The organism is Telluria sp. AC161 (assembly GCF_979258535.1).
The window spans coordinates 171,495-196,461 of record NZ_OZ409861.1 but is presented as its reverse complement, the minus strand read 5'-3'; the positions used below and the strand labels follow the sequence as shown (position 1 = coordinate 196,461).

21 protein-coding genes are annotated in these 24,967 nt (G+C 65.5%); 13 read left to right on the top strand and 8 right to left on the bottom strand.

Going from position 1 to position 24,967, the window contains the following annotated elements; translation table 11 throughout:
- The first annotated feature begins 70 nt into the window (after positions 1-70).
- The 3 genes from ACZ0AJ_RS00885 to ACZ0AJ_RS00875 are packed head-to-tail and all read left to right on the top strand — an operon-like array spanning position 71 to position 2,095.
- A complete protein-coding gene (locus tag ACZ0AJ_RS00885; RefSeq protein ID WP_499453311.1) occupies positions 71-625 on the top strand; it encodes a cob(I)yrinic acid a,c-diamide adenosyltransferase in 555 nt (184 codons plus the stop codon).
- A 3-nt stretch (positions 626-628) separates the two neighbouring features.
- Positions 629-1,321 (top strand): 2OG-Fe(II) oxygenase family protein, encoded by a 693-nt coding sequence (locus ACZ0AJ_RS00880; protein ID WP_499453309.1) that lies wholly within the window; start codon positions 629-631, stop codon positions 1,319-1,321.
- A 27-nt stretch (positions 1,322-1,348) separates the two neighbouring features.
- Positions 1,349-2,095 (top strand): SDR family oxidoreductase, encoded by a 747-nt coding sequence (locus tag ACZ0AJ_RS00875; protein ID WP_499453307.1) that lies wholly within the window; start codon positions 1,349-1,351, stop codon positions 2,093-2,095.
- Here ACZ0AJ_RS00875 and ACZ0AJ_RS00870 read toward each other — a convergent pair.
- On the bottom strand, positions 2,092-3,045 hold the full coding sequence (locus ACZ0AJ_RS00870) for a LysR family transcriptional regulator (protein WP_499453305.1): 954 nt from the start codon (positions 3,043-3,045) through the stop codon (positions 2,092-2,094). The two genes, ACZ0AJ_RS00875 and ACZ0AJ_RS00870, sit on opposite strands and share 4 nt — an antisense overlap.
- A 94-nt stretch (positions 3,046-3,139) precedes the next feature.
- Here ACZ0AJ_RS00870 and ACZ0AJ_RS00865 point away from each other — a divergent pair, with 94 nt between their 5' ends.
- The 6 genes from ACZ0AJ_RS00865 (at position 3,140) to ACZ0AJ_RS00840 (ending at position 8,372) form a co-directional block, all read left to right on the top strand.
- Positions 3,140-4,042: a DMT family transporter gene (locus ACZ0AJ_RS00865; protein ID WP_499453303.1), complete on the top strand. Its 903-nt coding sequence runs from the start codon at positions 3,140-3,142 to the stop codon at positions 4,040-4,042.
- A gap of 126 nt (positions 4,043-4,168) precedes the next feature.
- A complete protein-coding gene (locus tag ACZ0AJ_RS00860) occupies positions 4,169-4,756 on the top strand; it encodes an RNA polymerase sigma factor (RefSeq protein ID WP_499453301.1) in 588 nt (195 codons plus the stop codon).
- Positions 4,753-5,427: a zf-HC2 domain-containing protein gene (locus tag ACZ0AJ_RS00855; protein WP_499453299.1), complete on the top strand. Its 675-nt coding sequence runs from the start codon at positions 4,753-4,755 to the stop codon at positions 5,425-5,427. The genes ACZ0AJ_RS00860 and ACZ0AJ_RS00855 overlap by 4 nt, the downstream gene beginning before the upstream one ends.
- Positions 5,424-6,689, top strand: a complete 1,266-nt coding sequence (locus ACZ0AJ_RS00850; protein WP_499453297.1) for a S8 family peptidase — start codon at positions 5,424-5,426, stop codon at positions 6,687-6,689. Before ACZ0AJ_RS00855 ends, ACZ0AJ_RS00850 begins: the two co-directional genes overlap by 4 nt.
- The gene (locus ACZ0AJ_RS00845) at positions 6,641-7,318 is read left to right on the top strand and encodes a TorF family putative porin (RefSeq protein WP_499453295.1); all 678 of its coding nucleotides are present in this window, start codon (positions 6,641-6,643) and stop codon (positions 7,316-7,318) included. The genes ACZ0AJ_RS00850 and ACZ0AJ_RS00845 overlap by 49 nt, the downstream gene beginning before the upstream one ends.
- 130 nt (positions 7,319-7,448) lie before the next feature.
- Positions 7,449-8,372: a hypothetical protein gene (locus ACZ0AJ_RS00840; RefSeq protein WP_499453293.1), complete on the top strand. Its 924-nt coding sequence runs from the start codon at positions 7,449-7,451 to the stop codon at positions 8,370-8,372.
- An 89-nt stretch (positions 8,373-8,461) separates the two neighbouring features.
- On the opposite strand, the gene dxs is transcribed toward ACZ0AJ_RS00840, so the two are convergent.
- Genes dxs through ACZ0AJ_RS00825 form a run of 3 tightly spaced genes read right to left on the bottom strand, consistent with a single transcriptional unit; the run spans position 8,462 to position 11,493 of the window.
- The gene (gene dxs, locus ACZ0AJ_RS00835; protein WP_499453291.1) at positions 8,462-10,336 is read right to left on the bottom strand and encodes a 1-deoxy-D-xylulose-5-phosphate synthase; all 1,875 of its coding nucleotides are present in this window, start codon (positions 10,334-10,336) and stop codon (positions 8,462-8,464) included.
- A complete protein-coding gene (locus tag ACZ0AJ_RS00830) occupies positions 10,337-11,230 on the bottom strand; it encodes a polyprenyl synthetase family protein (protein ID WP_499453289.1) in 894 nt (297 codons plus the stop codon).
- On the bottom strand, positions 11,227-11,493 hold the full coding sequence (locus tag ACZ0AJ_RS00825; RefSeq protein ID WP_499453287.1) for an exodeoxyribonuclease VII small subunit: 267 nt from the start codon (positions 11,491-11,493) through the stop codon (positions 11,227-11,229). The genes ACZ0AJ_RS00830 and ACZ0AJ_RS00825 overlap by 4 nt, the downstream gene beginning before the upstream one ends.
- Positions 11,494-11,824: 331 nt before the next feature.
- Between ACZ0AJ_RS00825 and ACZ0AJ_RS00820 the strand changes: the two genes are divergently transcribed.
- From ACZ0AJ_RS00820 to ACZ0AJ_RS00810, 3 genes are all read left to right on the top strand, one after another.
- Positions 11,825-12,925: an aromatic ring-hydroxylating oxygenase subunit alpha gene (locus tag ACZ0AJ_RS00820; RefSeq protein WP_499453285.1), complete on the top strand. Its 1,101-nt coding sequence runs from the start codon at positions 11,825-11,827 to the stop codon at positions 12,923-12,925.
- A gap of 71 nt (positions 12,926-12,996) precedes the next feature.
- Positions 12,997-13,917: a DMT family transporter gene (locus tag ACZ0AJ_RS00815; RefSeq protein WP_499453283.1), complete on the top strand. Its 921-nt coding sequence runs from the start codon at positions 12,997-12,999 to the stop codon at positions 13,915-13,917.
- 10 nt (positions 13,918-13,927) lie between these two features.
- Positions 13,928-14,782 carry a sulfurtransferase gene (locus tag ACZ0AJ_RS00810; RefSeq protein ID WP_499453281.1) on the top strand — a complete coding sequence of 285 codons (855 nt, stop codon included), beginning with the start codon at positions 13,928-13,930 and terminating at the stop codon, positions 14,780-14,782.
- A gap of 142 nt (positions 14,783-14,924) precedes the next feature.
- On the opposite strand, the gene ACZ0AJ_RS00805 is transcribed toward ACZ0AJ_RS00810, so the two are convergent.
- Complete coding sequence (locus ACZ0AJ_RS00805; protein ID WP_499456698.1) at positions 14,925-15,623, bottom strand: ZIP family metal transporter; 699 nt, start codon at positions 15,621-15,623, stop codon at positions 14,925-14,927.
- A 188-nt stretch (positions 15,624-15,811) separates the two neighbouring features.
- Complete coding sequence (locus ACZ0AJ_RS00800) at positions 15,812-16,696, bottom strand: dienelactone hydrolase family protein (protein WP_499453279.1); 885 nt, start codon at positions 16,694-16,696, stop codon at positions 15,812-15,814.
- A 208-nt stretch (positions 16,697-16,904) separates the two neighbouring features.
- Here ACZ0AJ_RS00800 and ACZ0AJ_RS00795 point away from each other — a divergent pair, with 208 nt between their 5' ends.
- Entirely contained in the window at positions 16,905-19,148 is a 2,244-nt protein-coding gene (locus tag ACZ0AJ_RS00795) for a TonB-dependent siderophore receptor (protein WP_499453277.1), read from the top strand.
- Here the strand turns inward: ACZ0AJ_RS00795 and ACZ0AJ_RS00790 are convergent.
- Both ACZ0AJ_RS00790 and polA read right to left on the bottom strand, forming a co-directional pair.
- The gene (locus ACZ0AJ_RS00790) at positions 19,145-22,093 is read right to left on the bottom strand and encodes a hybrid sensor histidine kinase/response regulator (protein WP_499453275.1); all 2,949 of its coding nucleotides are present in this window, start codon (positions 22,091-22,093) and stop codon (positions 19,145-19,147) included. The two genes, ACZ0AJ_RS00795 and ACZ0AJ_RS00790, sit on opposite strands and share 4 nt — an antisense overlap.
- Before the next feature lie 95 nt (positions 22,094-22,188).
- Positions 22,189-24,963 carry a DNA polymerase I gene (polA, locus tag ACZ0AJ_RS00785; protein WP_499453273.1) on the bottom strand — a complete coding sequence of 925 codons (2,775 nt, stop codon included), beginning with the start codon at positions 24,961-24,963 and terminating at the stop codon, positions 22,189-22,191.
- Positions 24,964-24,967: the final 4 nt, after the last annotated feature.

Here is a 24,967-nt window from a genome sequence, read left to right as displayed (position 1 = left end):
TAAGCAAATCGGCAGGTTTTGTCGTATCCTCGTGCCATCGTATTTTCACCCTACTGCATAAGAGAACATCATGGGCAACCGCCTCTCAAAAATAGCAACCCGCACCGGCGACGACGGCAGCACGGGCCTCGGCGACGGCAGCCGCACCGGCAAGGACAGCGCGCGCATCCACGCGCTGGGCGAAGTCGACGAACTCAATTCCTTTGTCGGCCTGCTGCTGTGCGAAGACATGCCGGCGGATCTGCGCGACGAACTCGTGGGCATCCAGCACGACCTGTTCGACCTGGGCGGTGAGCTGTGCATCCCCGGCTACCAGATGATCAAGGAAGAACACGTGCTGCGCCTGGACACCATGCTCGAAAAATACAACGCCGACCTGCCGGTGCTGAAGGAATTCATCCTGCCGGCCGGTTCGCGCGCAGCGTCCACGGCGCACCTGTGCCGCACGGTGTGCCGGCGCGCCGAACGCGCGATCGTCGCGCTGTCGAAGGCAGAAGATATCCACGCGCACCCACGCCAGTACGTCAATCGTCTGTCCGACCTGATGTTCGTGCTGGCGCGCGTGCTGAACCGCTTCGCGGGTGGCAGTGACGTGCTGTGGAACCACGAGCGCAAGGCCAAATAAGTCATGGACGACTTCATCGGCGTCTATGACGACGCACTCACCGCGCAGCAGTGCGAAGCGCTCATCAAGCGCTTCGACGCCAGCGACAAGGTGGTGCGCGGGCAGACGGGCAACGGCGTCGATGTCGTCAAGAAGGACAGTTACGACATCACGATCAACCAGCATCCCGAGTGGGCCGACGCCACGGGCCTGCTGGTGGACACGATGGCGCGCCACCTGGCTGACTACGCCGAACGCTACCGGATGCTGCTGATGGGGTCACTCTCGCCCACGCTCGAGCATCCCGTGACGGGCGTGCCGACCGTGCTGTCGATGACCAACTTCGACGAGCTGGGGCGGCCCAACATCGATGAGTTGCTGCGCGTGCTGTACCGGCCCGGCACGATCAACCTGCAAAAATACCTGCGCGGCAGCGGCGGCTATCACCACTGGCATTCCGAGATCTATCCGCAGAACGCAAGCTGCGAGTCGCTCCATCGGGTGCTGCTGTGGATGGTCTACCTGAACGACGTGGCCGAGGGCGGCGAAACCGAGTTCCTGTACCAGGGCCGCAAGATCGCGCCCAAACAAGGCCGCATGGTGATTGCGCCAGCCGGCTTCACGCACACGCACCGTGGCAATGTGGCGACTAGTGGCGACAAATACATCGCCACCTCGTGGCTCCTGTACCAGCGCGCCGAGACGCTGTTCGCATAAACCACCTTGATCACCAGGAAGGCAAGCATGGGCACCAATACAAGTAAAGTCGCCATCGTCACGGGCGCCTCGCGCGGCATCGGCCGGGCGATCGCGCTGCGCCTGGCGCAAGACAATATCGCCGTTGTCGTCAACTACGCCCACCGCGCCAGCGACGCCGACGACGTCGTGCAGGCCATCGAGGCAGCCGGTGGCCGGGCCATCGCGCTGCAGGGCGATGTGGCCAACGCAAGCGATTGCGCGCGATTGTTCGATGCGACCGAAGCGCAGTTTGGCGGGGTCGACATCGTCATCAACAACGCCGGCGTCATCCAGCCCGGCACGACCATGCTGGCCGATACCGACGACGCCCTGTACGAGCGCATCTTCGCCATCAACACGCGCGGCACGTTCAACATGCTGCGCCTGGCCGCCACACGCATGCGCGCCAACGGCCGCATCGTCAATTTTTCCAGCAGCGTGATCGGCCTGGCGCTGCCCGGCTACGCCATCTATGCCGGCTCGAAAGCAGCGGTTGAAACGTTTACCAATATCTTTGCCAAGGAATTGCGGGGCAAGGGGATTTCGGTGACGGCCGTGGCCCCGGGTCCGACGGCAACCGACCTGTTCATGGAAGGCAAGACGCCCGAGCTGGTCGAGCGCCTGGGCAAGATGGCGCCGCTCGAACGGCTCGGCACGCCGGAGGATATCGCGGACACGGTGGCGTTCCTGGTCGGTCCGCAGGGCGCCTGGGTCAATGGCCAGACGTTGCGGGTCAATGGCGGGATCGTCTAGGGGCTTGCAGTGCGGCGAAGGAACGCATCCCAGGGCGGATGCTCGCCGAAGTGCTCGAGCACGAAGTCGATGAACACCCTGACCTTCTGCGGCAGGAAGCGGTTTTCGCGGTACACCGCCAGCACGTGCGTACCGAACATGCCCACAGGCGCGAGCGCCGGCAGCACATGGACGGCGCGCCCGGCGCGAATATCCTCGCCCACGACGAAGGTGGGCAACAGCGCGATGCCGGCGCCGCCGAGCATCGCCTCGCGCAAGGCCTGACTGCTGTTGATGGCCAGCGCAGCGGCGGGCTTGAACTGCAGGCGCGCGCCTGCCACGTCGAATTGCCAGCCGCCGGCGGGGCCGGAGTCGCCGAAGGTCAGGCAGCGGTGCTCATGCAGCGCGGCGAGATCGGCGGGCACGCCATACTGTTCGAGGTAGCCCGGTGACGCGGCCAGCACGTAGTTCAGTGGCGCGACCGGCCGCGCAACGGCGCTCATCAGATCGACCTTTGGGCTCAGTCGCAGGGCGACATCGATGCCCTCTTCGACCAGGTCGACATACCGGTCCTGCAGTTGCAGGACCACGCGCACAGCCGGGTAACGTGCCATGAATGTCGGCAGCAGCGCCGCCAGCTGCGCATTCCCGAATGCCATCGACGTGGACACGCGCAGCGTGCCGCCCGGCCCGGACTGCTGACCTGCAGCGGTGGACTCGATGGCGCGGGCTTCCTCGACCATCCGCAGCGCATGCTGGTGGATGTCACGCCCCGCTTCGCTCAGGCCGATGCGGCGTGTCGACCGGTTCAGCAGCTTGACCTGCAACGCCGCTTCCAGTCGCGCGACCGCCTTGCTGATGCTGGCTTTGGTGGTGCCCATCTGGCGCGCCGCTTCCGAAAAGCTGCCGGCGTCGACAACCCGCACGAAGGCCCAGATATCCGAAAAGTCGCGTGGTGTTAAACCAGGCATGCGTATCCCTGTTGGAAACAATGTGTTGTAATTACAGAGGATTGTATCGGCAAACAGGGGGTCGTATGCTGTCTTCTCACCACCGGAGACCATCATGACCACGTTGCGTACTGCTCTTCCCGCCAGCCTGGCGCCACCCCTGCTTGTGCTGCCCATGCTGTTCATCCTGATGTGGAGTTCCGGCTACGTCGTCGGCAAGCTGGCCCTGCCCTTCGCCGGCCCGTTCACGCTGCTGGTGCTGCGCTTTGGTCTGGCGGCGCTGGTGCTGCTCATCGTGGCCATCGTCACCCGCGCGCCGTGGCCGCGCGAGCGCGCGCAGTATGCGCATCTTGTCGTCGTCGGGCTGCTGGTCCAGGCGCTGCAGTTCGGTGGCCTGTACACGGGCCTGAAACTGGGCGTGAGCGCAGGCGTTTCGGCGCTGATCATCGGCGCGATGCCCTTGTGTACCGCATTCGGGGCAGGCGTGTTCCTGCACGAACGCGTTGGCGTGCGCCAGTGGATGGGCCTCATCGCAGGCATCGCCGGCGTGCTGCTGGTGGCGCTTGGCAAGGGCGTCGCCTGGCATACGGGCGCAGCCGGGATCGGCGCCGTGGTGCTGGCTCTGGCCGGCATCACATTTGGCACACTGTACCAGAAGAAGTACTGCACCGGCCTGGATCTGCGCACCGGCGGCTGCATCCAGCTGGCGGTGGCCACCGCCGTCGCGTTGCCGCTGGCACTGGGTCTCGAAGGCTGGCAGGTCGCATGGACGCCGACGCTGATCCTGGCGTCCGGCTGGCTGTCGGTCGTGAACTCCATCGGCGCCGTCAGCCTGTTGTTCCTGATGATGCGGCGCGGCGACGCGAGCCGGGTTGCCAGCCTGTTCTACCTGATTCCGGGGACGACGGCGCTGATGGGCTTTGCGCTCCTGGGCGAACGGCTTGGCCCCGTGTCGATCGCCGGCTTCGCCATCACGGCCGGCGCCGTGTATCTGTGCACACGCACTGCCAAATCCTGAAAAAGCTGCACGCTGCCCTGCTGCTGTCAGTTAGCATGCAGCGTGCCCCCGTTCGACAATCGTGACGACGCCATGAACCTTTTCGGCGTGGCGGGGTATCTACCGTAGAAGAACGAGAGGACGTGCGTGGAACGACGATTTGACGCCAGACCGGCCGGGGCGCGTACCGAGCACGACGAAGCGGAACTCATCGAGCATGTCGCAACGGGCGACCGGCGCGCCTTCGAGACGCTGTACCGGGCCTACCACCCACGGCTGGCGCGCTTCCTGCAGCGCATGACGCGCAGCACGCCACTGATCGAGGAAATCGTCAACGACACGCTGCTGGTGGTCTGGCGCAAGGCGGCGACATTCAATGGCAGCAGCAAGGTCTCGACGTGGATCTTTGCCATCGCCTACCGGCGTGCCTGCAAAAGCCTGCAGGCGCTGGACGAGCCGGTCGACGCCGGCATCGATGAACGCGAAGGCCTTGAGGCCGACCGGCCCGACTGGCAACTGGCGCAACTGCAGCTGACCGGTGCCGTGCATGCCGCGCTGGCCCAATTGCCGCTGGCGCAGCGCACCGCGTTCCAACTGACTTTTTATCATGACATGAGTTACACAGAGATTGCCGAGATCATGGAGTGCCCAGTGAATACCATCAAAACCCGCCTGTTCCATGCCCGCAAGCGCCTGGCCGTGCTGCTGGAAGGCCAGATCGAGGTGCGGTCATGACCCGCCTGTCGAATCAAGACACACCGGATATCGAGGCGGCGCACCGCGAGGCGCAGGACCTGCTGCCCTGGCTGGCCAACGGTCGCCTCGACGGCGCAGAGCTGCAGCGTGTCCAGGCACACCTGGACACCTGCGCCACATGCCGCGCCGATCTCGATACGCTCTACGCACTGCAGGATGTCGCCGACCTGCCGCCACCAGGCCTGGACGTCGACAAGGCATTCGCGCGCCTGCTGCCGCAGCTCGATGCGGTGGCGCCTGCGGATGCGGCGCCGGTCATCCCCGGCTGGCGCACGCGCCTTGCCGCGAACGACGGGCGCTGGCTGCGCGCCGCCGTGGGCCTGCAGTTCTGCGCCATCGTCGTGCTGGGCGCGCTGCTGGTGCGCCCGTCCGTAGACACGCAGATGGCAGCACAAGACGACGCGTACCGCGTGCTCGGCGCCGAGGCCGGCACAGATGGCATCGTGGCCGTGACCTTCAAACCGGACACGCCGGAACATGAACTGCGCCGCATCCTGGCGGCCAGCGGCGCGCACATCGTCGGCGGCCCGACGGTCACGGGTGCCTGGATGCTGGGCAGCGCGCAAGCGCCGGCCGATGTCGCGGCGCGCCTGCGCACCGAATCGGCCGTCACGCTGGCCGAGCCGCTCGGCGTCCAGGCCAGCCCATGAACCGCCTGCTCGCCTGCGTGACCCTGATCGCCGCCCTGCTCGGCCTGGCGGGCAGGCCGGCGCACGCACAGGACCATGCCGATCCATTGGCGCAGGCCGCGCGCCGCCAGGTGCTGGTGATGCTGCGCCTGCCGGCCCAGCACTTTCGTCCCGATGCCTCATACGGCGGCGGCTACCTGAAGGATGGCGGCAGCGCCGCACGCCGCCGCGTGGCGAGCGACATCGCCGCCGCGCATGGCTTGCGCCTGCTCGACAGCTGGCCGATGCCGGCCATCGGCGTCGACTGCTTCGTGATGGAAGAACCCGATGACGCGCCGATCGGGCGCGTGGTGGCCGCGCTGGCGCACGATGCGCGCGTCGCATGGGCCCAGCCGCTGGCCGATTTCCAGGCGCAGGACGGCGGCGATCCGCTCTACCCGCTGCAGCCGGCGGGCCACGACTGGCACCTGACCGACCTGCACCGCGTCAGCACGGGGCGCAACGTGAGCGTCGCCGTGATCGATAGCGGTGTCGATGCCGACCACCCCGACCTGGCTGGCCGCATCAAGGTCCGCCGCAACTTCGTTGACGACACCGGCGATGTCGCTGAGGTCCATGGCACGGCAGTCGCGGGCATCATCGGCGCACTGGCCGGCAATGGCGCGGGCATCGCCGGCGTGGCGCCGGGCGTCAAACTGATGGCCCTGCGCGCCTGCTGGGAAACCGGTGCGCGGCCTGCGCGCTGCAACAGCCTCACGCTGGGCAAGGCAATCAACTATGCGCTTGAAAACGGCGCCCGGATCATCAACCTGAGCCTGGCCGGGCCAGCCGACCGCCTGCTGCAAGCGTTGCTGCAGGCGGCACTGGCGCGCGGCGTCATCGTGGTGGCAGCGGCCGATCCGCGCCTGCCCGACGGCGGCTTCCCGGCCGCGCTGCCGGGCGTGATCGGGGTCGCGCGGCCAGGCGACCGCCACCCGGCGCCGTCGACGCTGGTGTACGCGCCCGGGACCGACATCCCGACCTGCGCGCCGGGGCGGCGCTGGCACATGGTGTCCGGCTCGTCGTATGCGGCGGCGCACGTGGCTGGCCTCGCGGCACTGCTGGCCGAGCGCCAACCGGGCACGGTCGCACAAACGCTGCGGCGCCAGGCGGACGGCGCCGTGGCAGCGCGGACGGGTGGTAACATTGACGCATGTGCCGCCCTGTCACGGGCAGCTGACACCTGCGTCTGCCTATGTACTTCGACCGTCGCCACGGCACCATCCTCCTCGCGTTTGCGCTGACCCTGCCGCTGTACAAGGACGCGCGGGCCCAGACCAGCGGCGATCTCACACTCGTTTCCGAATATGCCGGCCGCGGCGTCGCGCTGTACACGCGCCCCGCGCTGCAATTACGGGTGGAGCACGACACCGCCGCAGGCTGGTACGGGGGCGCGTTTGCGTCGCCCGTCACGCTCGACAATCGCACGCAGGGCCAGCTGACCGCCTACGCCGGCAGGGCCCGCAGGCTGACGTCGACGCTGTCATGGGACGCGGGTGTCACGCGCAACACCTACCTGCGCGATGGCCGCCGGAATTATCACGAGTTCTATGCCGGCGTGGCGCTGCAACGCGCCAGCGTGCGCGTGTTCTATTCACCCGCTTACTATGGCGAGGGGCGCAGTGTCTACCTCGATCTGAGCGGCGCCTATCCCCTGACCGACACAGTGCGCCTGGCCGCCCACGTCGGTGTGCTGCATCCGTTTGCCTATGACGGCGTTGCGGCCAAGGACAGCGCCGACGTGCGCATCGCGCTCGTGACCGACGTTGGCGATGTCACGCTGCAGGCCGGATGGCAGGCGCGCTGGCGGACTTACCTGCCTGACTTCCCGAAGCCAAGTGCATTCACGGCCAGCGCCAGCTACCATTTCTGACACGTCCCAGCTTATCCGCATCGGGTTAAAAAAATTTGTTGATCTTCTTTGAACCCTGGCCGCGCGCGAGGGTATTAACGGGTCAGAACACGAGCGCATCGGGCGCCACGTTCCGACAACGGAGAACAGCATGAAAAATTGGATGGCGGCTTGCAGCATGGGCCTGTTGATGACTGCGCAGGCTGCGTACGCAGCAGATTCGGCCGGCTGCGAGAGCGGCGGCTTCACGGTACTGGGCAAACGCGGCGCGCAAGCGGTGTCGGTCGCGCCGGGCGCCGTGACATCGGTGTTTCGGGTACAGGGCCGCTACGTCCAGTTCGACGTCGATGCCGCCTCCTTCGGCGTGCTCAATTACACGCTGACCGGCGCCGCCAACAAGGAAGACATCACGGGCGGCAAGGCCACGCCCGTCTTCGACAGCAAGATGCCCGATCACCGGGGCCTGGTCCTGAACGGCGCCGTCAGCGTTGAATTGAGCAGTTCGGCCGATATCGTGCTGACCCGCAGCGGGCCGGGCGTCACGATGAAGATCCAGGCCAAGGATTGCGCCACCGGCGGCCTGTTCCAGATGGAAGTCGAGCGCAGCGACGAAACCAAGACCGTCTTCACGCACAAGCTGGCGCCAAGCGCCTTCTACTTCGACAACCGCAATTTCCGCAATCGCGAAGGCGATACGGTGCCGTTCAAGGACACCACGCTGACCGTCACGCCCCGCATCAATTTCGGCAACGACTACGCGGCGAAATTCGTCGGCCGCGACAGCCCGCAGTTCGCCGACCGCATCGCCGAACCGCTGTGCACCAACAATATCGTCACCCGTACCGGCGGCGTGGCCAGGGTCCAGCATTGCGGCGGCGTGTCGCAGTGGTCCGTCGCCAGCGGCGGGCGCATGGGTCAGGTGATGGGCGAAGATGCCGTTGAAGTGGCGCCACCAGCCACTGCCTGTACGCACAAGTGCCAGGCGCAGAACCGCACCCGCGGCGGCGCTGTCGTCCTGGGCGCGCCGTTCCCGGTCGCCGAAGCCGACCGCCTCAAGGCGCGCCTGGCGCAATAACCGTCAAACAGACGGGATAAAAAAGGGCTGGCGTTGATCGCCAGCCCTTTTTTGCGTCAAGCCGCACGAGAAACGGCGCAGAAGCCGCGTCAGCCGTTATTCACCACCAGGCGCGGTTCACCGGATGCCGACAGGCGCGCGCGGATCGATGCCGCGATGCCCTTGGCGTCCAGCCCCACCGACGACAGCAGCGCCACCGGATCGCCCTGGTCGATGAAGGTATCCGGCAAGCCCAGATTGAGCACCGGCTTGGCGATGCCGGCAGCGGCCAGCGCTTCCATCACGGCAGCGCCCGCGCCACCCATGATGCAGCCCTCTTCCACCGTCACGATCAGGTCGTGCTCCTGCGCCAGGCGCTTGACCAGGTCGACGTCCAGCGGCTTCACGAAGCGCATGTTCGCGACCGTCGCATCGAGTTCGTCGCCGGCCAGGATGCTGTGCGAGACCATCGAGCCGAACGCCAGGATGGCGATGTTCTTGCCGCTGCGGCGCACTTCGCCCTTGCCGATCTCGATCGAGTTCAGGGCCTCCACGATTGGCGTGCCGACACCGGCGCCGCGCGGATAGCGCACGGCCGCAGGGCCCGGATAATGGTAAGCCGTCGTGAGCATCTGGCGGCATTCGTTTTCATCCGATGCGGCCATGACGACCATGTTGGGGATGCAGCGCAGGTAAGCCAGGTCGTAGTTGCCGGCGTGGGTCGCGCCATCGGCGCCGACCAGGCCCGCGCGGTCCAGCGCGAAGGTCACGTCGAGGTTCTGCAGCGCCACGTCGTGGATCAGCTGGTCGTAGCCGCGCTGCAGGAACGTCGAGTAGATCGCCAGTACGGGCTTGACGCCTTCGGTCGCCATGCCGGCGGCGAACGTCACCGAATGCTGCTCGGCGATGCCGACGTCGAAGTAGCGCTGCGGGTATTCCTGGTGGAAGCGGACCATGCCCGAGCCTTCGCGCATCGCCGGCGTGATGCCGACCAGGCGCTGATCGGCCGCTGCCATGTCGCACAGCCAGTTGCCGAAGACTTCGGTGTAGGTGATCTTGCCCGGCGCGGTGGCCGGCTTGATGCCTTCGAGATGATTGAACTTGCCGGTGCCGTGGTACAGGATCGGCTCGGCCTCGGCCAGCTTGTAGCCCTGGCCCTTCTTGGTCACCACGTGCAGGAACTGCGGGCCCTTGAGCTTCTTGATGTTTTCCAGCGTCGGGATCAGGGATTCGAGGTCATGGCCATCGATCGGGCCGATGTAATTAAAGCCGAATTCCTCGAACATCGTGGCCGGGACCACCATGCCCTTCGCATGTTCTTCGAGCTTGCGCGCCAGGTCGAGCACGGGCGCCGGCAGGACGCTCTTGCCCACGTTCTTGGCAGCGGCGTAGAACTGGCCCGACAGCAGGCGCGCCAGGTAGCGATTGAGCGCGCCGACCGGCGGCGAGATCGACATGTCGTTGTCGTTCAGGATGACCAGGAGGTTCACGTCGTCTTCGACGCCCGCGTTGTTCAGCGCCTCGAACGCCATGCCGGCGGTCATGGAGCCGTCGCCGATGACGGCGATGGCGTGGCGGTCTTCACCCTTGATCTTGGCCGCTGCGGCCATGCCGAGCGCGGCCGAGATCGAGGTCGACGAGTGGGCGGTGCCGAACGTGTCGTACTCGCTTTCGTCGCGCTTCGGGAAGCCCGACAGGCCATTCAACTGGCGCAGCGACGGCATGCGGCCGCGGCGGCCCGTCAGGATCTTGTGCGAATAGGTCTGGTGGCCGACGTCCCAGACAATGCGGTCGCGCGGCGTGTCGTACACATAGTGCAGCGCGATGGTCAGTTCGACCGTGCCCAGGTTGGACGACAGGTGGCCGCCCGTTTTCGAGACCGACTCGAGCAGGAACTGGCGCAGCTCCTTGGCCAGTGGCGTGAGCTGGGTGCGCGGCAGCTTGCGCAGGTCGGACGGGTCGTTGATATTGTCTAGCAGGTTCATTTAGGCCTTCCGCTGCACGATCAGGTCTGCCAGTTCACGCAGCCGCTGTGCTTGTTCTCCGAATGGCGCCAGCGCGTCATGCGCGTCACGCCGCAATTGCTCGGCCAGGTCGCGCGAAGGCGCCAGGCCGAGGATCGACACATAGGTCGGCTTGTTGTCGGCCGCATCCTTGCCGGCGGTCTTGCCCAGCGTGGCCGAGTCGGCGGTCGCATCAAGTACATCGTCGACCACCTGGAACGCCAGGCCAATCGCGGCCGAATAGGCGTTCAGGGCCTCGACTTCGAGTGGCGTCAGGTCGCGGCCCGCAAGCGCGCCAAGCAGCACCGACACGCGCAGCATGGCGCCCGTTTTCAACTGGTGCATGCGTTCGAGTTCGTCGCGCGTCAGCGCCAGGCCCACGCTGTCGAGGTCAATGGCCTGGCCGCCGCACATGCCGTTCGAGCCGGCGGCCTGCGCCAGCAGGCGCACCATCGTCAACAGGCGCGCCGGTGGCACGGTGGCGCATTCGGCCAGCACCGTGAAGGCCTGCGCCTGCAGCGTGTCGCCCACCAGCAGCGCAGTCGCTTCGTCGTAGGCCACGTGCACCGTCGGCTTGCCACGGCGCAGCGCGTCGTCGTCCATGCACGGCATGTCGTCGTGCACGAGCGAATACACGTGGATCATTTCGACGGCGCTTGCCACCCGCGCGAGCGCGGCCGGGTCGGCGTCGAACAGCGCGCCGGCGGCGTACGCCAGCAGCGGGCGCACGCGCTTGCCGCCGCCCAGCGTCGTGTAGCGCATCGCTTCGTGCAGCTTGTGCGGCACCTGGGTGGCCGCTGGCAGGAACGCATCGAGCGCGCCCTCGACGTCGTGCTGCACCTGGCGGGTCCAGTCGGCGAACGGCAGCGCGCTCATTGCCCACCCTCGTCGTCGCCCGAGAACGGCTTGAGCATGTCGCCTTCAAGTACCTTGACCTGCGACTCGACTTTCTCGAGCTGGCCCGCGCAGTACTTGACGAGTTCGGAGCCGCGCGCATATGCCGCGACCGAGGCGTCCAGCGGCAAGGCGCCGGACTCCATCTGTGTCACGAGCTGGGCCAGTTCGGCCATCGCCCCCTCGAAGGATTCGGGTGGCGCCGCTGCCGCTGCCGCGCTGCCCGCTGTCATATTCTTTGCCATAGGTCGGTATCGTAAGGGCGTCCAGTTGTGCGCCGTGGGTCAATCCAATCGCGTATTTTAGATCAATCCCACACCACGGGGGGCGCACATTGCACCATTCGCAACATGCAGTCCCGTCCATCGATTGGGCTTCGCCCTCCCTCATCATGAAAATCATGCCTCGAAGGCAATTTCCTCACCAGCGCACGCAACAGCCGCGCGCCGGACCGAGACGGTAGAGCTCGTTCCGAAGTATAATCGCCGGTTCTGTCCGAAATACCGTATTCCTTTACTTAAATACTGGTCTTTGGATTCTTTCTCTTCTTTGGATGCTTATTTAAGGGGGGTTGGGATGTCCGATCTGGCTACCCACGCCAAGCTGGCGCGATCCAACGCGCAGCTTCCGGTAACTGTGTATTTTGACGAGGCGCTGCTCAAACAAGAGATGCAGCAGCTGTTCGTGAATGGCCCGCGTTACGTCGGGCATGAATTGATGGTGCCCGAAACGGGCGACTTCGCCACGCTCGCTGCCGAGCACGAAGGCCGTATGCTGGTGCGTAATGCCAACGGCATCGAGGTGCTGTCCAACGTCTGCCGTCATCGCCAGGCGCTCATGTTCAATGGGCGCGGCAATGCGACGAACATCGTCTGCCCGCTGCACCGCTGGACCTATGACCTGAAGGGTGAACTGATCGGCGCGCCGCATTTTGCCGACACACCCTGCCTGAACCTGTCAAAGACGCCGCTCCAGAACTGGAACGGGCTGCTGTTCGAGCAGAACGGCTACAACGTGATGGACAAGCTCGGCCAGTTGTCGGTGACGAAAGACCTCGATTTTTCGGGCTATATGCTCGACCACGTCGAAGTGCATCAGTGCGACTACAACTGGAAGACGTTTATTGAAGTCTACCTCGAGGATTACCACGTCGAACCGTTCCACCCGGGCCTGGGCAACTTCGTCTCGTGCGACGACCTGAAATGGGAATTCGGCGCCGACTACAGTGTGCAGACGGTGGGCGTGAACCGCGCACTGCAAAAGGCCGGTTCGCCTGCCTACAAACGCTGGCAGGAGCAGATCCTCAAGTTCAACAACGGCGCGCCGCCGAAGTACGGCGCAATCTGGCTCACGCTCTACCCGAACATCATGGTCGAGTGGTATCCGCATGTGCTGGTGGTGTCGACGCTGTGGCCCGATGGCCCGGACAAGACGCGCAACGTGGTCGAGTTCTACTACCCCGAAGAGATCGTGCTGTTCGAACGCGAATTCGTCGAGGCCGAACGCGCCGCGTACATGGAAACGGCGGTCGAGGACGATGAAATCGGCCTGCGCATGGATGCCGGCCGCAAGATCCTGGTGGCGCGCGGTGTCAACGAAGTCGGTCCGTACCAGTCGCCCATGGAAGACGGCATGCAGCACTTCCATGAGTGGTATCGCAGCAAGATGGCGCTCTAGTCGTGTCGTGACACGCAGCGCTGCGGAGGGTGTGGCCAGTCGGCTGCCCCTCCTTTTTTATTGGGAATACCATGGCTTCACTCTGGATGCTGTTCGCCAGCTTCGCGTTCGCCGCGATGGGCGCGGGCGTCAAGCTCGCCTCCGAGTTTTACTCCACGTCCGAACTGCTGATGTACCGGGGCCTGATCGGCACCGTCATCCTGCTGGCGATGGTGCGCCATCGTGGCGGCACGTTCAAAACGCCCTTCGCCAAATCGCACCTGATCCGCAGCTTCGTCGGCGTGACGGCCCTCTGGATGTGGTTCTTCGCCATCGGCCGCCTGCCGCTGGCCACGGCCATGACGCTGAACTACATGGCCCCGATCTGGATCGCGGCCTGGATGTTCGCGCTGGGCTGGTGGACCCGCACCAAACACGCCGAGTGGCCACTGGTCGTCGCCATCGGCATGAGTTTTTTTGGCGTCACGATGGTGCTGCAGCCGGCGATCGAAAGCCAGCAGTGGCTCGGCGCCTTGGCCGGCGTGTGCTCGTCGGTGGTGTCAGCGGCGGCCTATATGCAGGTGCGCAAACTGGGCCTCTTGGGTGAACCCGAATACCGCGTCGTGTTCTTCTTTTCGCTCACCACCGCGGTCGTGGGCCTGCTGGCCACGCTGGCCGGCGACGGGCCGAAGGGCGCCGTGTTCCACGCCCATACGCCGTATGGCCTGCTGCTGCTGGCCGGCATCGGCGCTGCGGCGCTGATGGCGCAGATGGCCATGACCCGCGCCTACCGCGTCGGCAAGGTGCTGGTGGTGGCCAACCTGCAGTACACCGGCATCGTGTTCTCGTGCCTGTGGGGTCTGCTGCTGTGGAATGACACGTTCGACTGGCACGTCTGGCTGGGCGTGGGCGTGATCCTGGTGTCGGGCGTGGCCGCGACGTTCTACAATACCCGCAAGACGGCGCGCGGCGCCGTCGTCAAGGACACCGATCCGATCGCCAGCGAAACGTAAAGGAACCGTCATGCACCAGACCCTGATCTCTGCCGCCGACCTGGCTGCGCACATCGACGACCCGGCCTGGGTCGTCGTCGACTGCCGCCACGATCTGATGAACCTGGCTGCCGGCCGCGACGCTTACGCGAGCGGCCACCTGCCGGGCGCGGTGTTTGCCGATATCGAGACGGTACTGTCGGGCGCCAGGAACGGCGCCGATGGCGTGTTCCTGGGCCGGCATCCGCTGCCCGACCGGGAAGTGCTGGCCGAAGCCCTGCGCGACTTCGGCATCGACGACACCACGCAGGTGGTAGCGTATGACGCGCACGGCGGCATGTTCGCGGCGCGCCTGTGGTGGTTGCTGCGCTGGCTGGGGCACGAGGCGGTGGCGGTGCTCGATGGCGGGATGGCGGCGTGGGAGGCTGCCGGGCAGCCGTTGACGACCGAGGTGCGCACCAGGCCGCGCGGCGCCCTGAATGTCCGGGCGCCGTTCGTGCCGACCGTGACGGTGCGCGAGGTGCTGGACAATCTGGAAAGCGGCAAACGGATCGTGATCGATGCCCGCGCGGCCGATCGCTACCGGGGCGAAAACGAGACCATCGATCCGGTGGGCGGGCATATTCCCGGTGCGAAGAACCGCTTCTTCAAGGATAACCTGGGACCTGACGGGCGCTTCAAGGATGCTGCGCAGCTGCGGGAAGAATTTGGTGCCTTGATCGATGATCCTGCTGCAGCCATCATGCAGTGCGGGTCGGGCGTGACCGCCTGCCATAATCTGCTGGCACTGGAAGTGGCAGGCTTGCCGGGCGCCGCGCTGTATCCGGGGTCATGGAGCGAGTGGGTCGGCGATCCTGCGCGGCCAGTCGCTAAAGGCGCGAATTAGTCAACCAACCTGGGTTCCAGCCTTCGCTGGAACGACGGTTTCCATGCAAGCAGCTAAAAGCGGCGATTGCGACACGCGACACAAACACGTCGTTCCAGCGGAGGCTGGAACCCAAGTCCGCAGCGCTGCCACTAATTCAACATCAAAACGCGTGCAACGCGAAGACGATTGCCACGCCCAGTCCGATCAGCACCACCTGCGGAATCGACTCGCGCAATGTCGAGCGCCGCTGCATTTGCGGCATCAGATCGCTCACCGCGATATAGATGAACCCTGACGACGCAAACACCAGCACGTACGGAATCAGGCCGCTGGCCCGGTCCAGCGTGTAATACCCCAGCAAGCCCCCCGCCACTGCCATCAGGCTGCACAGCAGGTTGAACACATAGGCGCGCAGGCGCGAGAAGCCGGCATTGAGCAGCACGATGAAGTCGCCGATCTCCTGCGGGATTTCATGGGCGACGATCGCCAGCGCGGTGACGATGCCCAGCTCCGGATTGGCCAGGAAGGCCGCGGCGATCAGGATGCCGTCGGTGAAGTTGTGCATGCCGTCGCCGAGCAGGATCATCCAGCCGGCCTTGCCCGCTTCACGCGCGTCGTGCCCGTGGGCGTGGTGGTGGCCGTCGCCTTCGTGGTGGTGCGAGTGGCGCAGCAGAGCGACCTTTTCCAGCAGGAAGAAGGCCAGCAGGCCGCCCAGCAGCGTGGCGAACAGGCTCCGGGTATCGGCGCCCGAATCGAATGCTTCCGGCAGCGCGTGCAGCAGCGATGTGGCCAGCATGATGCCGACCGACAGGCTGACCATCTTTTCCACCACTTTCGACAGCAGGGCAAACGAGAAAATGGCAGCCCCGGAGATGCTGACGACGCCGGCGACGAGCGTCGCCAGCAGGATCGAGCGCAGGGTCGGGTCGATGAATGGGGCTGAAAACGGGTCGATTTGAAGGCCTCTTGTTCTGTACGTGCGACGAGCCGCAAACCGGGCATTGTACCGCTCCCGGCCTGCGCTCGTCCAAGGCGGCGCATGCTACCTCAGGCGACGCCGTATTTGGCAAACCACGCCAGCGCGCGGTTCCAGCCATCCTGCGCGTCCGCCGCGTTGTACATCGGGCGGTAGTCGGCGTGGAAGGCGTGGCCCGATTCCGGATACACGTGGATCGTCGAGCGGCTGTTGCCCTTGTCGAGCGCGGCCTGCATGCGCTGAACCGATTCGACCGGAATGCCGGTGTCCTTCGCGCCGTACAGGCCCAGGACCGGCACTTTCAGGTTCTGGGCAAAATCGATCGGGTGCTTGGGCGACGTGGCGGTCGCTTCGCCCACCAGGCGGCCGTACCAGGCAACGCCCGCCTTGACGTTGAGGTTGTGCGCCGCGTACAGCCAGGTGATGCGCCCGCCCCAGCAAAAACCGGTGATGCCCAGTTTTTCGGTGTTGCCGCCGCGCTGGGCGGCCCACGTGACCACGCGGTCGAGGTCCGACATCACTTGTGCATCGGGCGTTTTCGAGACGATGTTCTTCATCAGTTCGGCCGTGCTCGGGGCCTTGGTCGCGTCGCCCTGGCGCACGAACAGGTCGGGCGCGATCGCCATATAACCCTGCTTGGCGAAGCGGCGCACGACGTCCTTGATGTATTCGTGCACACCGAAGATCTCGGAAATCACCAGGATCACCGGCACGCCCGTCTTGCCCTTGGGCTGCGCGCGATAGACTGGCACGTCCTGGCCGTCGATGACGAGGATGGTGTCGCCGGCATCGAGACCGTCGGTATCGGTCTGGATCTGGGTCTGCGCCATGACCGGCAGCGCACTGGCGGCAAAGCCGGTGCCGATGGCGGCCCGGATGAAGTCGCGGCGCCCGACGCCATCGGTGTATGCGCTCGCGCCGAGCAGGCTGCCGGCGTCGTTGACGAGGTCTTTCATGGTCATCCCTTCGATCAGTGGTGGACAGGCTTGCGAGTTTAGCATCGGTGCAGCCCGGCACACGCATACGCCCCGATGATGACGTGATAACACTTTTCAAATGAGAATGATTCGCATTATAATTTAGAACATCTTGACAGGACCATCCCTTCAGCAACGCTGACGGGCGTGTCCGGTCATCGCTCATTCATACCGAGAAGACCTGCTCATGCTCCCGCCACGCTCCTTGCTGCCTCGCTGCCTCGTCCTTCGCACTTGCACCGCCGCCATCCTTGGCATCCTGCCGTTGTGGCATGCCCAGGCCGAAGAGGCACCGGAAACCATCCCGACCACGCTGCAGGCGGTCACCATCACCGGCGCGCGCGACGCAACGACCGAAGGGAGCGGCTCGTACACGACGACCGGCCCTTTGACCACCGGGTCGCGCCTGAACCTGACGCCGCGCGAGACACCGCAGTCGCTCTCGATCGTCACGCGCGAGCGCATGGAAGAGCAAGGCCTGCAGACGCTGGCCGACACCATGCAGCAGGTCACTGGCATCTACGTCAACTACAACGACACCGAACGCGTGACCTACAACGCGCGGGGCTACGCAGTGAACAACTTCCAGGTCGACGGCATGCTGAACCTGTTCGGCAGCTCGCTCAAGGCCAATGGCGACAACGTGGTCTACGACCGCATCGAGGTGGTACGGGGCGCCACTGGCTTGACCACCGGCGCGGGCGATCCGTCGGCCACGATCAACCAGGTGCGCAAGCGCCCGACCAGGACCTTCCAGGCCAATGCCGCGCTGCGCATCGGCACGCACGAGCTGCGCCGCGCCGAACTCGATGTGAGTGGCCCCCTCGCCTTCGACGGCAAGCTGCGCGGACGCTTCGTCGTGGCCAGGCAGGAAGCCAAGTCGTTCCGCCCGCTATATGAACAGGACCTGGGCGCCGTGTACGGCATCCTGGAGGCCGACCTGGGCCCGGCCACGGTACTGGCAATCGGCCACGAGCGTCAGAAGTCCGACCCGCGCGGTTCGACCTGGGGCACGGTCCCGTACTGGAACGCGGACGGCTCGCTGGCGAACATGCCGCATGACCTGAACCTGTCCACGCCGTGGGCTTCGTGGAATCTGCTGGAAGAAAAGACCTTCGCCACGCTCGAACATCGCTTCAACCGCAACTGGCGCCTGCGCGCCGGCTGGACCACGGCCGATCGCGAACAGGATGGCAGCCTGTACTTCGGCTATGGCGGCTACCCGCGGCGCGACGGCAGCGGCATCACGGTGGCCTACGGCCGCTTCCCGGCCGATGAAACGATGGACGTCGTCGAATGGAACATCGACGGCAAATTCAACCTGTTCGGCCGCCAGCACGACCTGGTCTTCGGCTGGGGAAAGGCCGAGCGCGAAACGGTCTCGCCGCGCATCACGCTCGGCGCGGTCCCGGCGGGCTACAGCGCGATCCCCGACTGGCGCAGCTGGAGCGGCGACGTGCCGGCATTTCCGACTACGGTGGGCGCGGTCCCGACCAGCATCGGGCAGGTCGACCAGAAGGCAGCTTTCCTGGCCACGCGCCTGAATCTGTCCGATGCGCTCAAGGCCGTCGTCGGCGTGCGACATGGCAAGTACACGACCAATACCCGCAACTTCAGTGCCGCCGGCCCCGTCACGACCACCACCGGCTTTACCAACGACGATATCGTCACGCCGTATATCGGCCTGCTGTTCGACCTGAACCAGCAATGGACGGCCTACACCGCCTACACGAGCATCTTCCAGCCACAGAATTTCCGCGATGTGGGCAATGCACTCCTCGATCCGGTCGAGGGCAACAATATCGAGGCGGGGGTGAAGGCCGAACTGTTCGACCGGCGCATGAACCTCTCCGCAGCGATCTTCCGCAGCAAGAAGGACAACGTCGCCGAAATCGACGACAGCGTGCCCCCCAATTCGCTGCCGGGCGCGGTGCAGGCATACCGCTCCACCGGCAAGGGCAATGTAGTCGATGGTATCGAGGTCGAAGCATCAGGCCAGATCGTGCGGCAATGGAATCTGACGGCGGGCTACAGCCATACGCGCTCGCGTAACGCGCAGGGCGGGGCCATCAATACGGTCGTTCCACGCAACCTGCTGCGGGTGTTTACCAGTTACCGCTTCGGTGCCGACAGCCAGTATGCACTCGGGGGCGGCGTGAACTGGCAGAGCAATCTGTGGAACACCGCGCAGAAGCCGACCGGCAGCTACAACGCCAGCGGGGCGCCGGTCACGAGCCTGTCGCGCATCGAACAAGGGTCGGTGTGGCTAGCCAATCTCATGGCCAGCTACCGTATCAGCAAGAACCTCACGGCCAGCGTCAATCTGAACAACGTCTTCAACAAGATCTACTACAACCGGGTGGGCTTTTATAACGGCCTGCACTACGCCGAGCCACGCACGGCATCGGCCACGCTGCGCGCGACGTTCTAAGCGCTGTCCCGGACGCGGGCAGAGCAGACTTCGCCCAGGATCGCGTACAGCTTCTGCATGTCGACCGGCTTGACCAGATGGTGGTTGAAGCCGGCGGCCGCAGTGCGCGCGCGATCGTGCTCCTGGCCGTAGCCGGTGATCGCGACCAGCACCGCGCGCTGCGCGCTGGCCCGGGCGCGCAGGCGCCGTGCCAGTTCGATGCCATCGAGGTCGGGCAGGCCGATATCGAGCAGGTACACATGCGGCGCCGCGTGCTCGGCCGCGGCCAGCGCCGGCAACGCCGCATGCTCGACGCGCACCTCGTGCCCGTTCGCTTCGAGCAGCAGCGCGAGCATCGTCGCGGCGTCCACGTTGTCGTCCACCACCATGATGCGAAGATGGTCGGACGGCGCGGGTGCGCTCGCCTTGCCAGCAGCCGGGGACTCGGCGACAGGCGCCTCGCTGTCCAGGCGCGGCAGGCACACCGTGAAGGTGCTGCCCTTGCCCTGCCCCGCACTCTCGCAGGCGACGCTGCCATGATGCAGGCCGACCAGGCTTTTTACCAGCGCCAGGCCCAGTCCCAGTCCGCCCAGCGACCGGTCGGACGAGCGCTCGGCCTGCGAAAACAGCTCGAACGCGCGCGCGACCAGGTCGGGCGCCATGCCGATGCCGTCGTCGGCCACCCGCAGCAGCACGTGCGTCGCACGCACTTCGGTGCTCAAGGTGATGTGGCCACCTTCGGGCGTGTACTTCGCTGCATTGCTGAGCAGGTTGGCCAGCACCTGCACCAGGCGCTTGTGGTCGCCCTCGACCAGCGGCGCTTGCGGCGGCAGTTCGAGCGCCAGGTGATGGCGGCGGGCGTGGATCAGGGGCGTGACCTGCTCGATCGCGTCGTTCACGATATGCCGGATGTCCAGGCGCCCGGTGTGCAGCGCCACCAGGCCGCGCGTGACGCGCGAGACGTCCAGCAGATCGTCGACGAGGCTCGTCATGTGGCGCACCTGGCGCCCGATGACCTGGCTGGTCTTGCGCACCTGTGCTTCATCGAGCCGCGCCCGTTGCAGCAGGTCGGCGGCCGCGCCGATGGGCGCGAGCGGATTGCGCAGCTCGTGCGCCAGCATCGCCAGGAATTCGTCCTTGCGCCGGTCGGCAGCAGTGAGCTTTTCCTGCGCTTCGCGGCGCTCGGTGACATCGCGGAAGAAGAACGCGATGCCGCCATCGAGCGAGCGGTGGGTGCGCGTTTCGATCCAGGCCTGGCGCCCGTCCGGCATGCGGTGGGCCAGCTCGAGAATCCCCGGGGCGCCGGTGCTCATCACGCGCCGGAACACCGCGTCCGCTGGGGTAGCGCGCAGTTCGGGCCAGACTTCCCAGTGGTTGTGGCCGATGACATCTTCGGCGCGGCGCTGCGTCAGGCGCAGGCCTTCGGCGTTCATGCGCAGAATGGTCCAGTCCTTGTCGAGCACCGCGAAGCCCTCGCCCATGCTGTCGAAGATGCTCTGGCTCTGATCGCGTTCACGGCGCAGCGCCGCGTGCGCGCGCGCCGCCTCGACCGCCGACCAGGTGCGCTCGGCGGTATCCTGCGCCATCCGTATCTCGGCCTCGCGCCAGCGGCGCGGCGCGGCATTCTGCACCGTCAGCACGACCTTCATCTTGCCGGCCTTGATGTACGGGACCAGCAGGTCGGCGCCGACGCCGATCTGCGCATAGATGCCGGTATTGCCCGCGGTGCGGCTGTCCTGCGCGACATCGTGGTTGACGACGGTCTGGCCGGCGCGCAGCGCAGCGATCATCGGCGGGCCGAAATCGTCCATGACCATGACCTTGCCGGCCAGGCTCGCCACGCCCTGGGCGGTCCAGTCGCGTACGATCGCAACGGTGCCGGCGGCGTCGTCGATCTGGGCATACAGCACGCGCGATGCCTGCAGCGCGCGGCCCAGCAGCTCGCAGGCTGCCTCGGTCACATCATCGGGATCGGCGAGTTGCCGGATGCGGTCGGCCAGTGTGAGCTGGAAGGTCTGGTTTTCGCGGACCTCTTCGAGCTGCTGGACTTTTTCGAACAGCGCCTGCGCCGCGTGATAGGCCTCGGTGACGTCGCTGCCCTGGGCGAAAATGCCCGTCACCTGCCCGTCGTGACCGAAGATCGGCTGGCACAGCAGATCGACGTAGCGTTGTTCCAGCGCGCCATCCGGCCGGCGCTGCAGCGAGATCAATGAATCGCGCAGCACGACCGGTTTGCCGCTGGCGAAGACGCCATCGAATACGCGGCGCACGCCCTGCGCCGCCAGCTCCGGCAATGCGTCGAGCAAGGGTTTGCCGATCAGCTCCCGGCGCCCGACCAGCTGGTAATACGCTTCGTTGGCCATCTCGAAGACATGGTCAAGGCCGGTGAGCACCGCGATGAAACTTGGCGCCTGGTTGAACATCGTCTGCAACTGGCTGCGCTCCAGGCTCAGGATGCGCGTCATCGCCTCGTGCATCTGCGGCCGGGTCATCTGCGGCATGTCGGACACCACATGCGCGCCATGCCTGAGATGGTAGGCGCAGCTGGCAGCGTCGAAGCGGTATAGGTCCGTGACATCGATGGCGTTTTGCGCCACGAAGGCGACCTCGCCGGCAGCATCGAACACCGGCGTATGGATCGCGCTCCAGTAACGCTCGCCGAACACGTGGCCGCCGGGCGTCTCGCGCGGCACCGCGTACCGCAGCAGCGCGCTGGTGTGCGGCTGCTTCGTCGCAAAGGCTTGTTCGATCGACCGGCGTACCTCGTCGACGTTGGTCGATGCGGGATCGTCCGGATCGGCCGGAAACGCCTCGAAGATATGCTGGCCGACGATTTGCTGCGCCGTGCGCCCGGTCGACTCCAGATACGCGGGATTCGCACCGATAATGATGAAATCCCGGTTGATGAGCAGGTAAGGATACGGCGAGGCCGCGAACAGTGCCGCGTAGTCAGGTTGCGTAAACATCACTTATTCTCACATATAAATTGCGAGAAAAATACGCGTTCTGTAACGGATTTTGTGGGTCGACACGTGGACGGCGTAGCCGTCCACCCTACGGCTTAGTGTGCCTTTTCCCAGTTCTCGCCCACGCCCGTTTCGGCCACCAGCGGCACCTTCAGCGTTGCCACGCCCGCCATCAGCTCAGGCAGCTTCACGCGCACCAGTTCCAGTTCGGCCTGCGGCACTTCGAGCACCAGTTCATCGTGCACCTGCATGATCATGCGCGTGCCAAGTTGTTCAGTTTCGAGCCAATTCTGAACGGCGATCATCGCCAGCTTGATCAGGTCAGCGGCCGTGCCCTGCATCGGCGCATTGATCGCGGCCCGTTCGGCGCCGGCGCGGCGCGGGCCGTTCGGCGAATTGATCTCGGGCAGCCACAGGCGGCGGCCGAACACCGTTTCGACATAGCCGCGTGCCTTGGCCTGCAGGCGCGTCTCGTCCATGTACTGCTTCACGCCCGAGAAGCGCGCGAAGTAGCGTTCAATATAATTGGCCGCTGCGCCCCGTTCGATGTTCAGGTTGGCGGCCAGGCCGAAGGCGCTCATGCCGTAGATCAGGCCAAAGTTGATGACCTTGGCGTAGCGGCGCTGTTCGCTCTGCACGTCCCCTGGCGGGATGCCGAAGATCTCGGCGGCCGTCGCGCGGTGGATGTCTTCGCCATCGGCAAAGGCCTTGAGCATCGCGGCGTCGCCCGAGATATGCGCCATGATGCGCAGCTCGATCTGCGAATAGTCGGCCGAGACGATCACGCTGCCCGGCGGCGCGATGAAGGCTTCGCGGATGCGCCGCCCTTCAGCGTTGCGCACCGGGATGTTCTGCAGGTTCGGCTCATTGGACGACAGGCGCCCCGTGATCGCCACCGCCTGCGAGTAATTGGTATGCACGCGGCCCGTGCTGGCGTTGACCATCTTCGGCAGCTTGTCGGTATAGGTCGACTTGAGCTTGGACATGCCGCGGTGCTCGAGCAGGATCTTCGGCAGCGGGTAATCCTCGGCCAGCTTTTGCAGCACTTCTTCGTCGGTCGACGCCGCGCCGGTAGCGGTCTTCTTGATCACCGGCAGGCCGAGTTTGACGAAGAAAATCTCGCCGATCTGCTTCGGCGAACCCAGGTTGAACGGGCCGCCGGCCAGTTCGTACGCCTGCTGCTCGAGTTCGAGCATGCGCTTGCCCAGTTCGTTCGATTGCACGCCCAGCAGGTCGCTGTCGATCAGCACGCCGTTGCGCTCGATCTTGTGCAGCACTTCCATCGTCGGCATCTCGATGTCGCGGTAGATGTAGGTGAGGCCCTTGTCGGCTTCGACGTGCGGCAGCATCGATCCGTGCAGGCGCAGCGTGATATCGGAATCCTCGGCCGCGTACTCGGTGGCGCGGCCCAGTTCGACCTGGTCGAAGCAGATCTGGTTGACGCCCTTGCCGCACACGTCGACGAACGGAATGGTCGTGTAGCCCAGGTGGCGCATGGCCATCGTGTCCATGTCGTGCGGCTTGTGCGACTCGAACACGTACGACTGCAGCAGCGTGTCGTGCACGATGCCCTTCAGGGTGATGCCATGGTTGGCGAAGATGTGCATGTCGTACTTGAGGTTCTGGCCGAGCTTGGGCTTGGCCGGATTTTCCAGCCAGGCGCGCATCTTTTCCAGCACGTGTTCGCGCTCGAGCTGGTCAGGCGCGCCAGCATAGCGGTGCGCCAGCGGAATGTAGGCGCCCTTGCCCGGTTCGACCGACAGCGAAATGCCCACCATCTGCGCCGTCATCGGATCGAGCGACGTCGTTTCGGTATCGACCGACGTGAGTGCGGCAGCATCGATCAGCGCCAGCCACGCGTCCAGTTGCGCGTCGTTCAGAATCGTCTCGTACTCGCCCTTGATGACCGGCATGCCATCGAGCGTGGCCTGCGCGCCTTCCGGCGAATTGAGCGGACCGCCGCCCGGCGCGCTGCCGGCCGCCGGGCGCACGCTGCCGTCACCGGCTTTGGCGCCACCCAGGTCGCGCAGCATCGTCTTGAAACCGTAGCGGCTGAAGAATTCGCGCAGCGCGTCGGCGTCTTCCGGTCGGCCAACGAGCGTTTCCTCGAACGACACCACGTGCTTGACCAGGTCGCAGTCGGTTTTCACGGTGATGAGTTCACGGCCTTTTGGCAGCCAGTCCAGCGCCGCGCGCAGATTTTCACCCACGGCGCCGCCGATACTGCCGGCGTTTTCCATCACGCCATCGAGCGAGCCGTGCAGCGTGAGCCACTTGACGGCTGTTTTCGGTCCGCACTTGGGCACGCCCGGCACGTTGTCGACGGTGTCGCCGACGAGGGTGAGGTAATCGATGATGCGGTTTGGCGGCACGCCGAACTTGGCCAGCACGCCGGCGTCGTCCAGGCGCTCGTTGCTCATCGTGTTGATCAGCATGACCTTGTCGTTGACGAGCTGGGCCAGATCCTTGTCGCCTGTGGAGACGACTGTCTTCATGCCGCGCGCGGTGGCCTGCACGGCCAGTGTGCCGATCACGTCGTCAGCCTCGACGCCGTCGACCATCAGGATCGGCCAGCCCATGAGCCGCACCACTTCGTGGATCGGCCCGATCTGCTTGCCCAGGTCTTCCGGCATCGACGCGCGCGTGGCCTTGTATTCGGGATACAGGTCGTCACGGAAGGTCTTGCCTTTTGCATCGAACACGCAGGCGATGTAGGCGGCCGGGAAGTCGGCGCGCAGGCGGCGCAGCATATTGACCATGCCGTGCATGGCGCCGGTCGGGAAGCCATCCGGGCTCCTCAGGTCGGGCAATGCATGGAAGGCGCGGTAGAGATAGCTGGAACCGTCGACGAGCAGAAGGGTATTGTCCATAGGG

Coding starts and splice junctions, on each gene's coding strand:
- ACZ0AJ_RS00885 (WP_499453311.1), top strand. CDS start 71: ATGGGCAACCGCCTCTCAAAAATAGCAACCCGCACCGGCGACGACGGC.
- ACZ0AJ_RS00880 (WP_499453309.1), top strand. CDS start 629: ATGGACGACTTCATCGGCGTCTATGACGACGCACTCACCGCGCAGCAG.
- ACZ0AJ_RS00875 (WP_499453307.1), top strand. CDS start 1,349: ATGGGCACCAATACAAGTAAAGTCGCCATCGTCACGGGCGCCTCGCGC.
- ACZ0AJ_RS00870 (WP_499453305.1), bottom strand. CDS start 3,045: ATGCCTGGTTTAACACCACGCGACTTTTCGGATATCTGGGCCTTCGTG.
- ACZ0AJ_RS00865 (WP_499453303.1), top strand. CDS start 3,140: ATGACCACGTTGCGTACTGCTCTTCCCGCCAGCCTGGCGCCACCCCTG.
- ACZ0AJ_RS00855 (WP_499453299.1), top strand. CDS start 4,753: ATGACCCGCCTGTCGAATCAAGACACACCGGATATCGAGGCGGCGCAC.
- ACZ0AJ_RS00850 (WP_499453297.1), top strand. CDS start 5,424: ATGAACCGCCTGCTCGCCTGCGTGACCCTGATCGCCGCCCTGCTCGGC.
- ACZ0AJ_RS00845 (WP_499453295.1), top strand. CDS start 6,641: ATGTACTTCGACCGTCGCCACGGCACCATCCTCCTCGCGTTTGCGCTG.
- ACZ0AJ_RS00840 (WP_499453293.1), top strand. CDS start 7,449: ATGAAAAATTGGATGGCGGCTTGCAGCATGGGCCTGTTGATGACTGCG.
- dxs (WP_499453291.1), bottom strand. CDS start 10,336: ATGAACCTGCTAGACAATATCAACGACCCGTCCGACCTGCGCAAGCTG.
- ACZ0AJ_RS00830 (WP_499453289.1), bottom strand. CDS start 11,230: ATGAGCGCGCTGCCGTTCGCCGACTGGACCCGCCAGGTGCAGCACGAC.
- ACZ0AJ_RS00825 (WP_499453287.1), bottom strand. CDS start 11,493: ATGGCAAAGAATATGACAGCGGGCAGCGCGGCAGCGGCAGCGGCGCCA.
- ACZ0AJ_RS00820 (WP_499453285.1), top strand. CDS start 11,825: ATGTCCGATCTGGCTACCCACGCCAAGCTGGCGCGATCCAACGCGCAG.
- ACZ0AJ_RS00815 (WP_499453283.1), top strand. CDS start 12,997: ATGGCTTCACTCTGGATGCTGTTCGCCAGCTTCGCGTTCGCCGCGATG.
- ACZ0AJ_RS00810 (WP_499453281.1), top strand. CDS start 13,928: ATGCACCAGACCCTGATCTCTGCCGCCGACCTGGCTGCGCACATCGAC.
- ACZ0AJ_RS00800 (WP_499453279.1), bottom strand. CDS start 16,696: ATGAAAGACCTCGTCAACGACGCCGGCAGCCTGCTCGGCGCGAGCGCA.
- ACZ0AJ_RS00795 (WP_499453277.1), top strand. CDS start 16,905: ATGCTCCCGCCACGCTCCTTGCTGCCTCGCTGCCTCGTCCTTCGCACT.
- ACZ0AJ_RS00790 (WP_499453275.1), bottom strand. CDS start 22,093: ATGTTTACGCAACCTGACTACGCGGCACTGTTCGCGGCCTCGCCGTAT.
- polA (WP_499453273.1), bottom strand. CDS start 24,963: ATGGACAATACCCTTCTGCTCGTCGACGGTTCCAGCTATCTCTACCGC.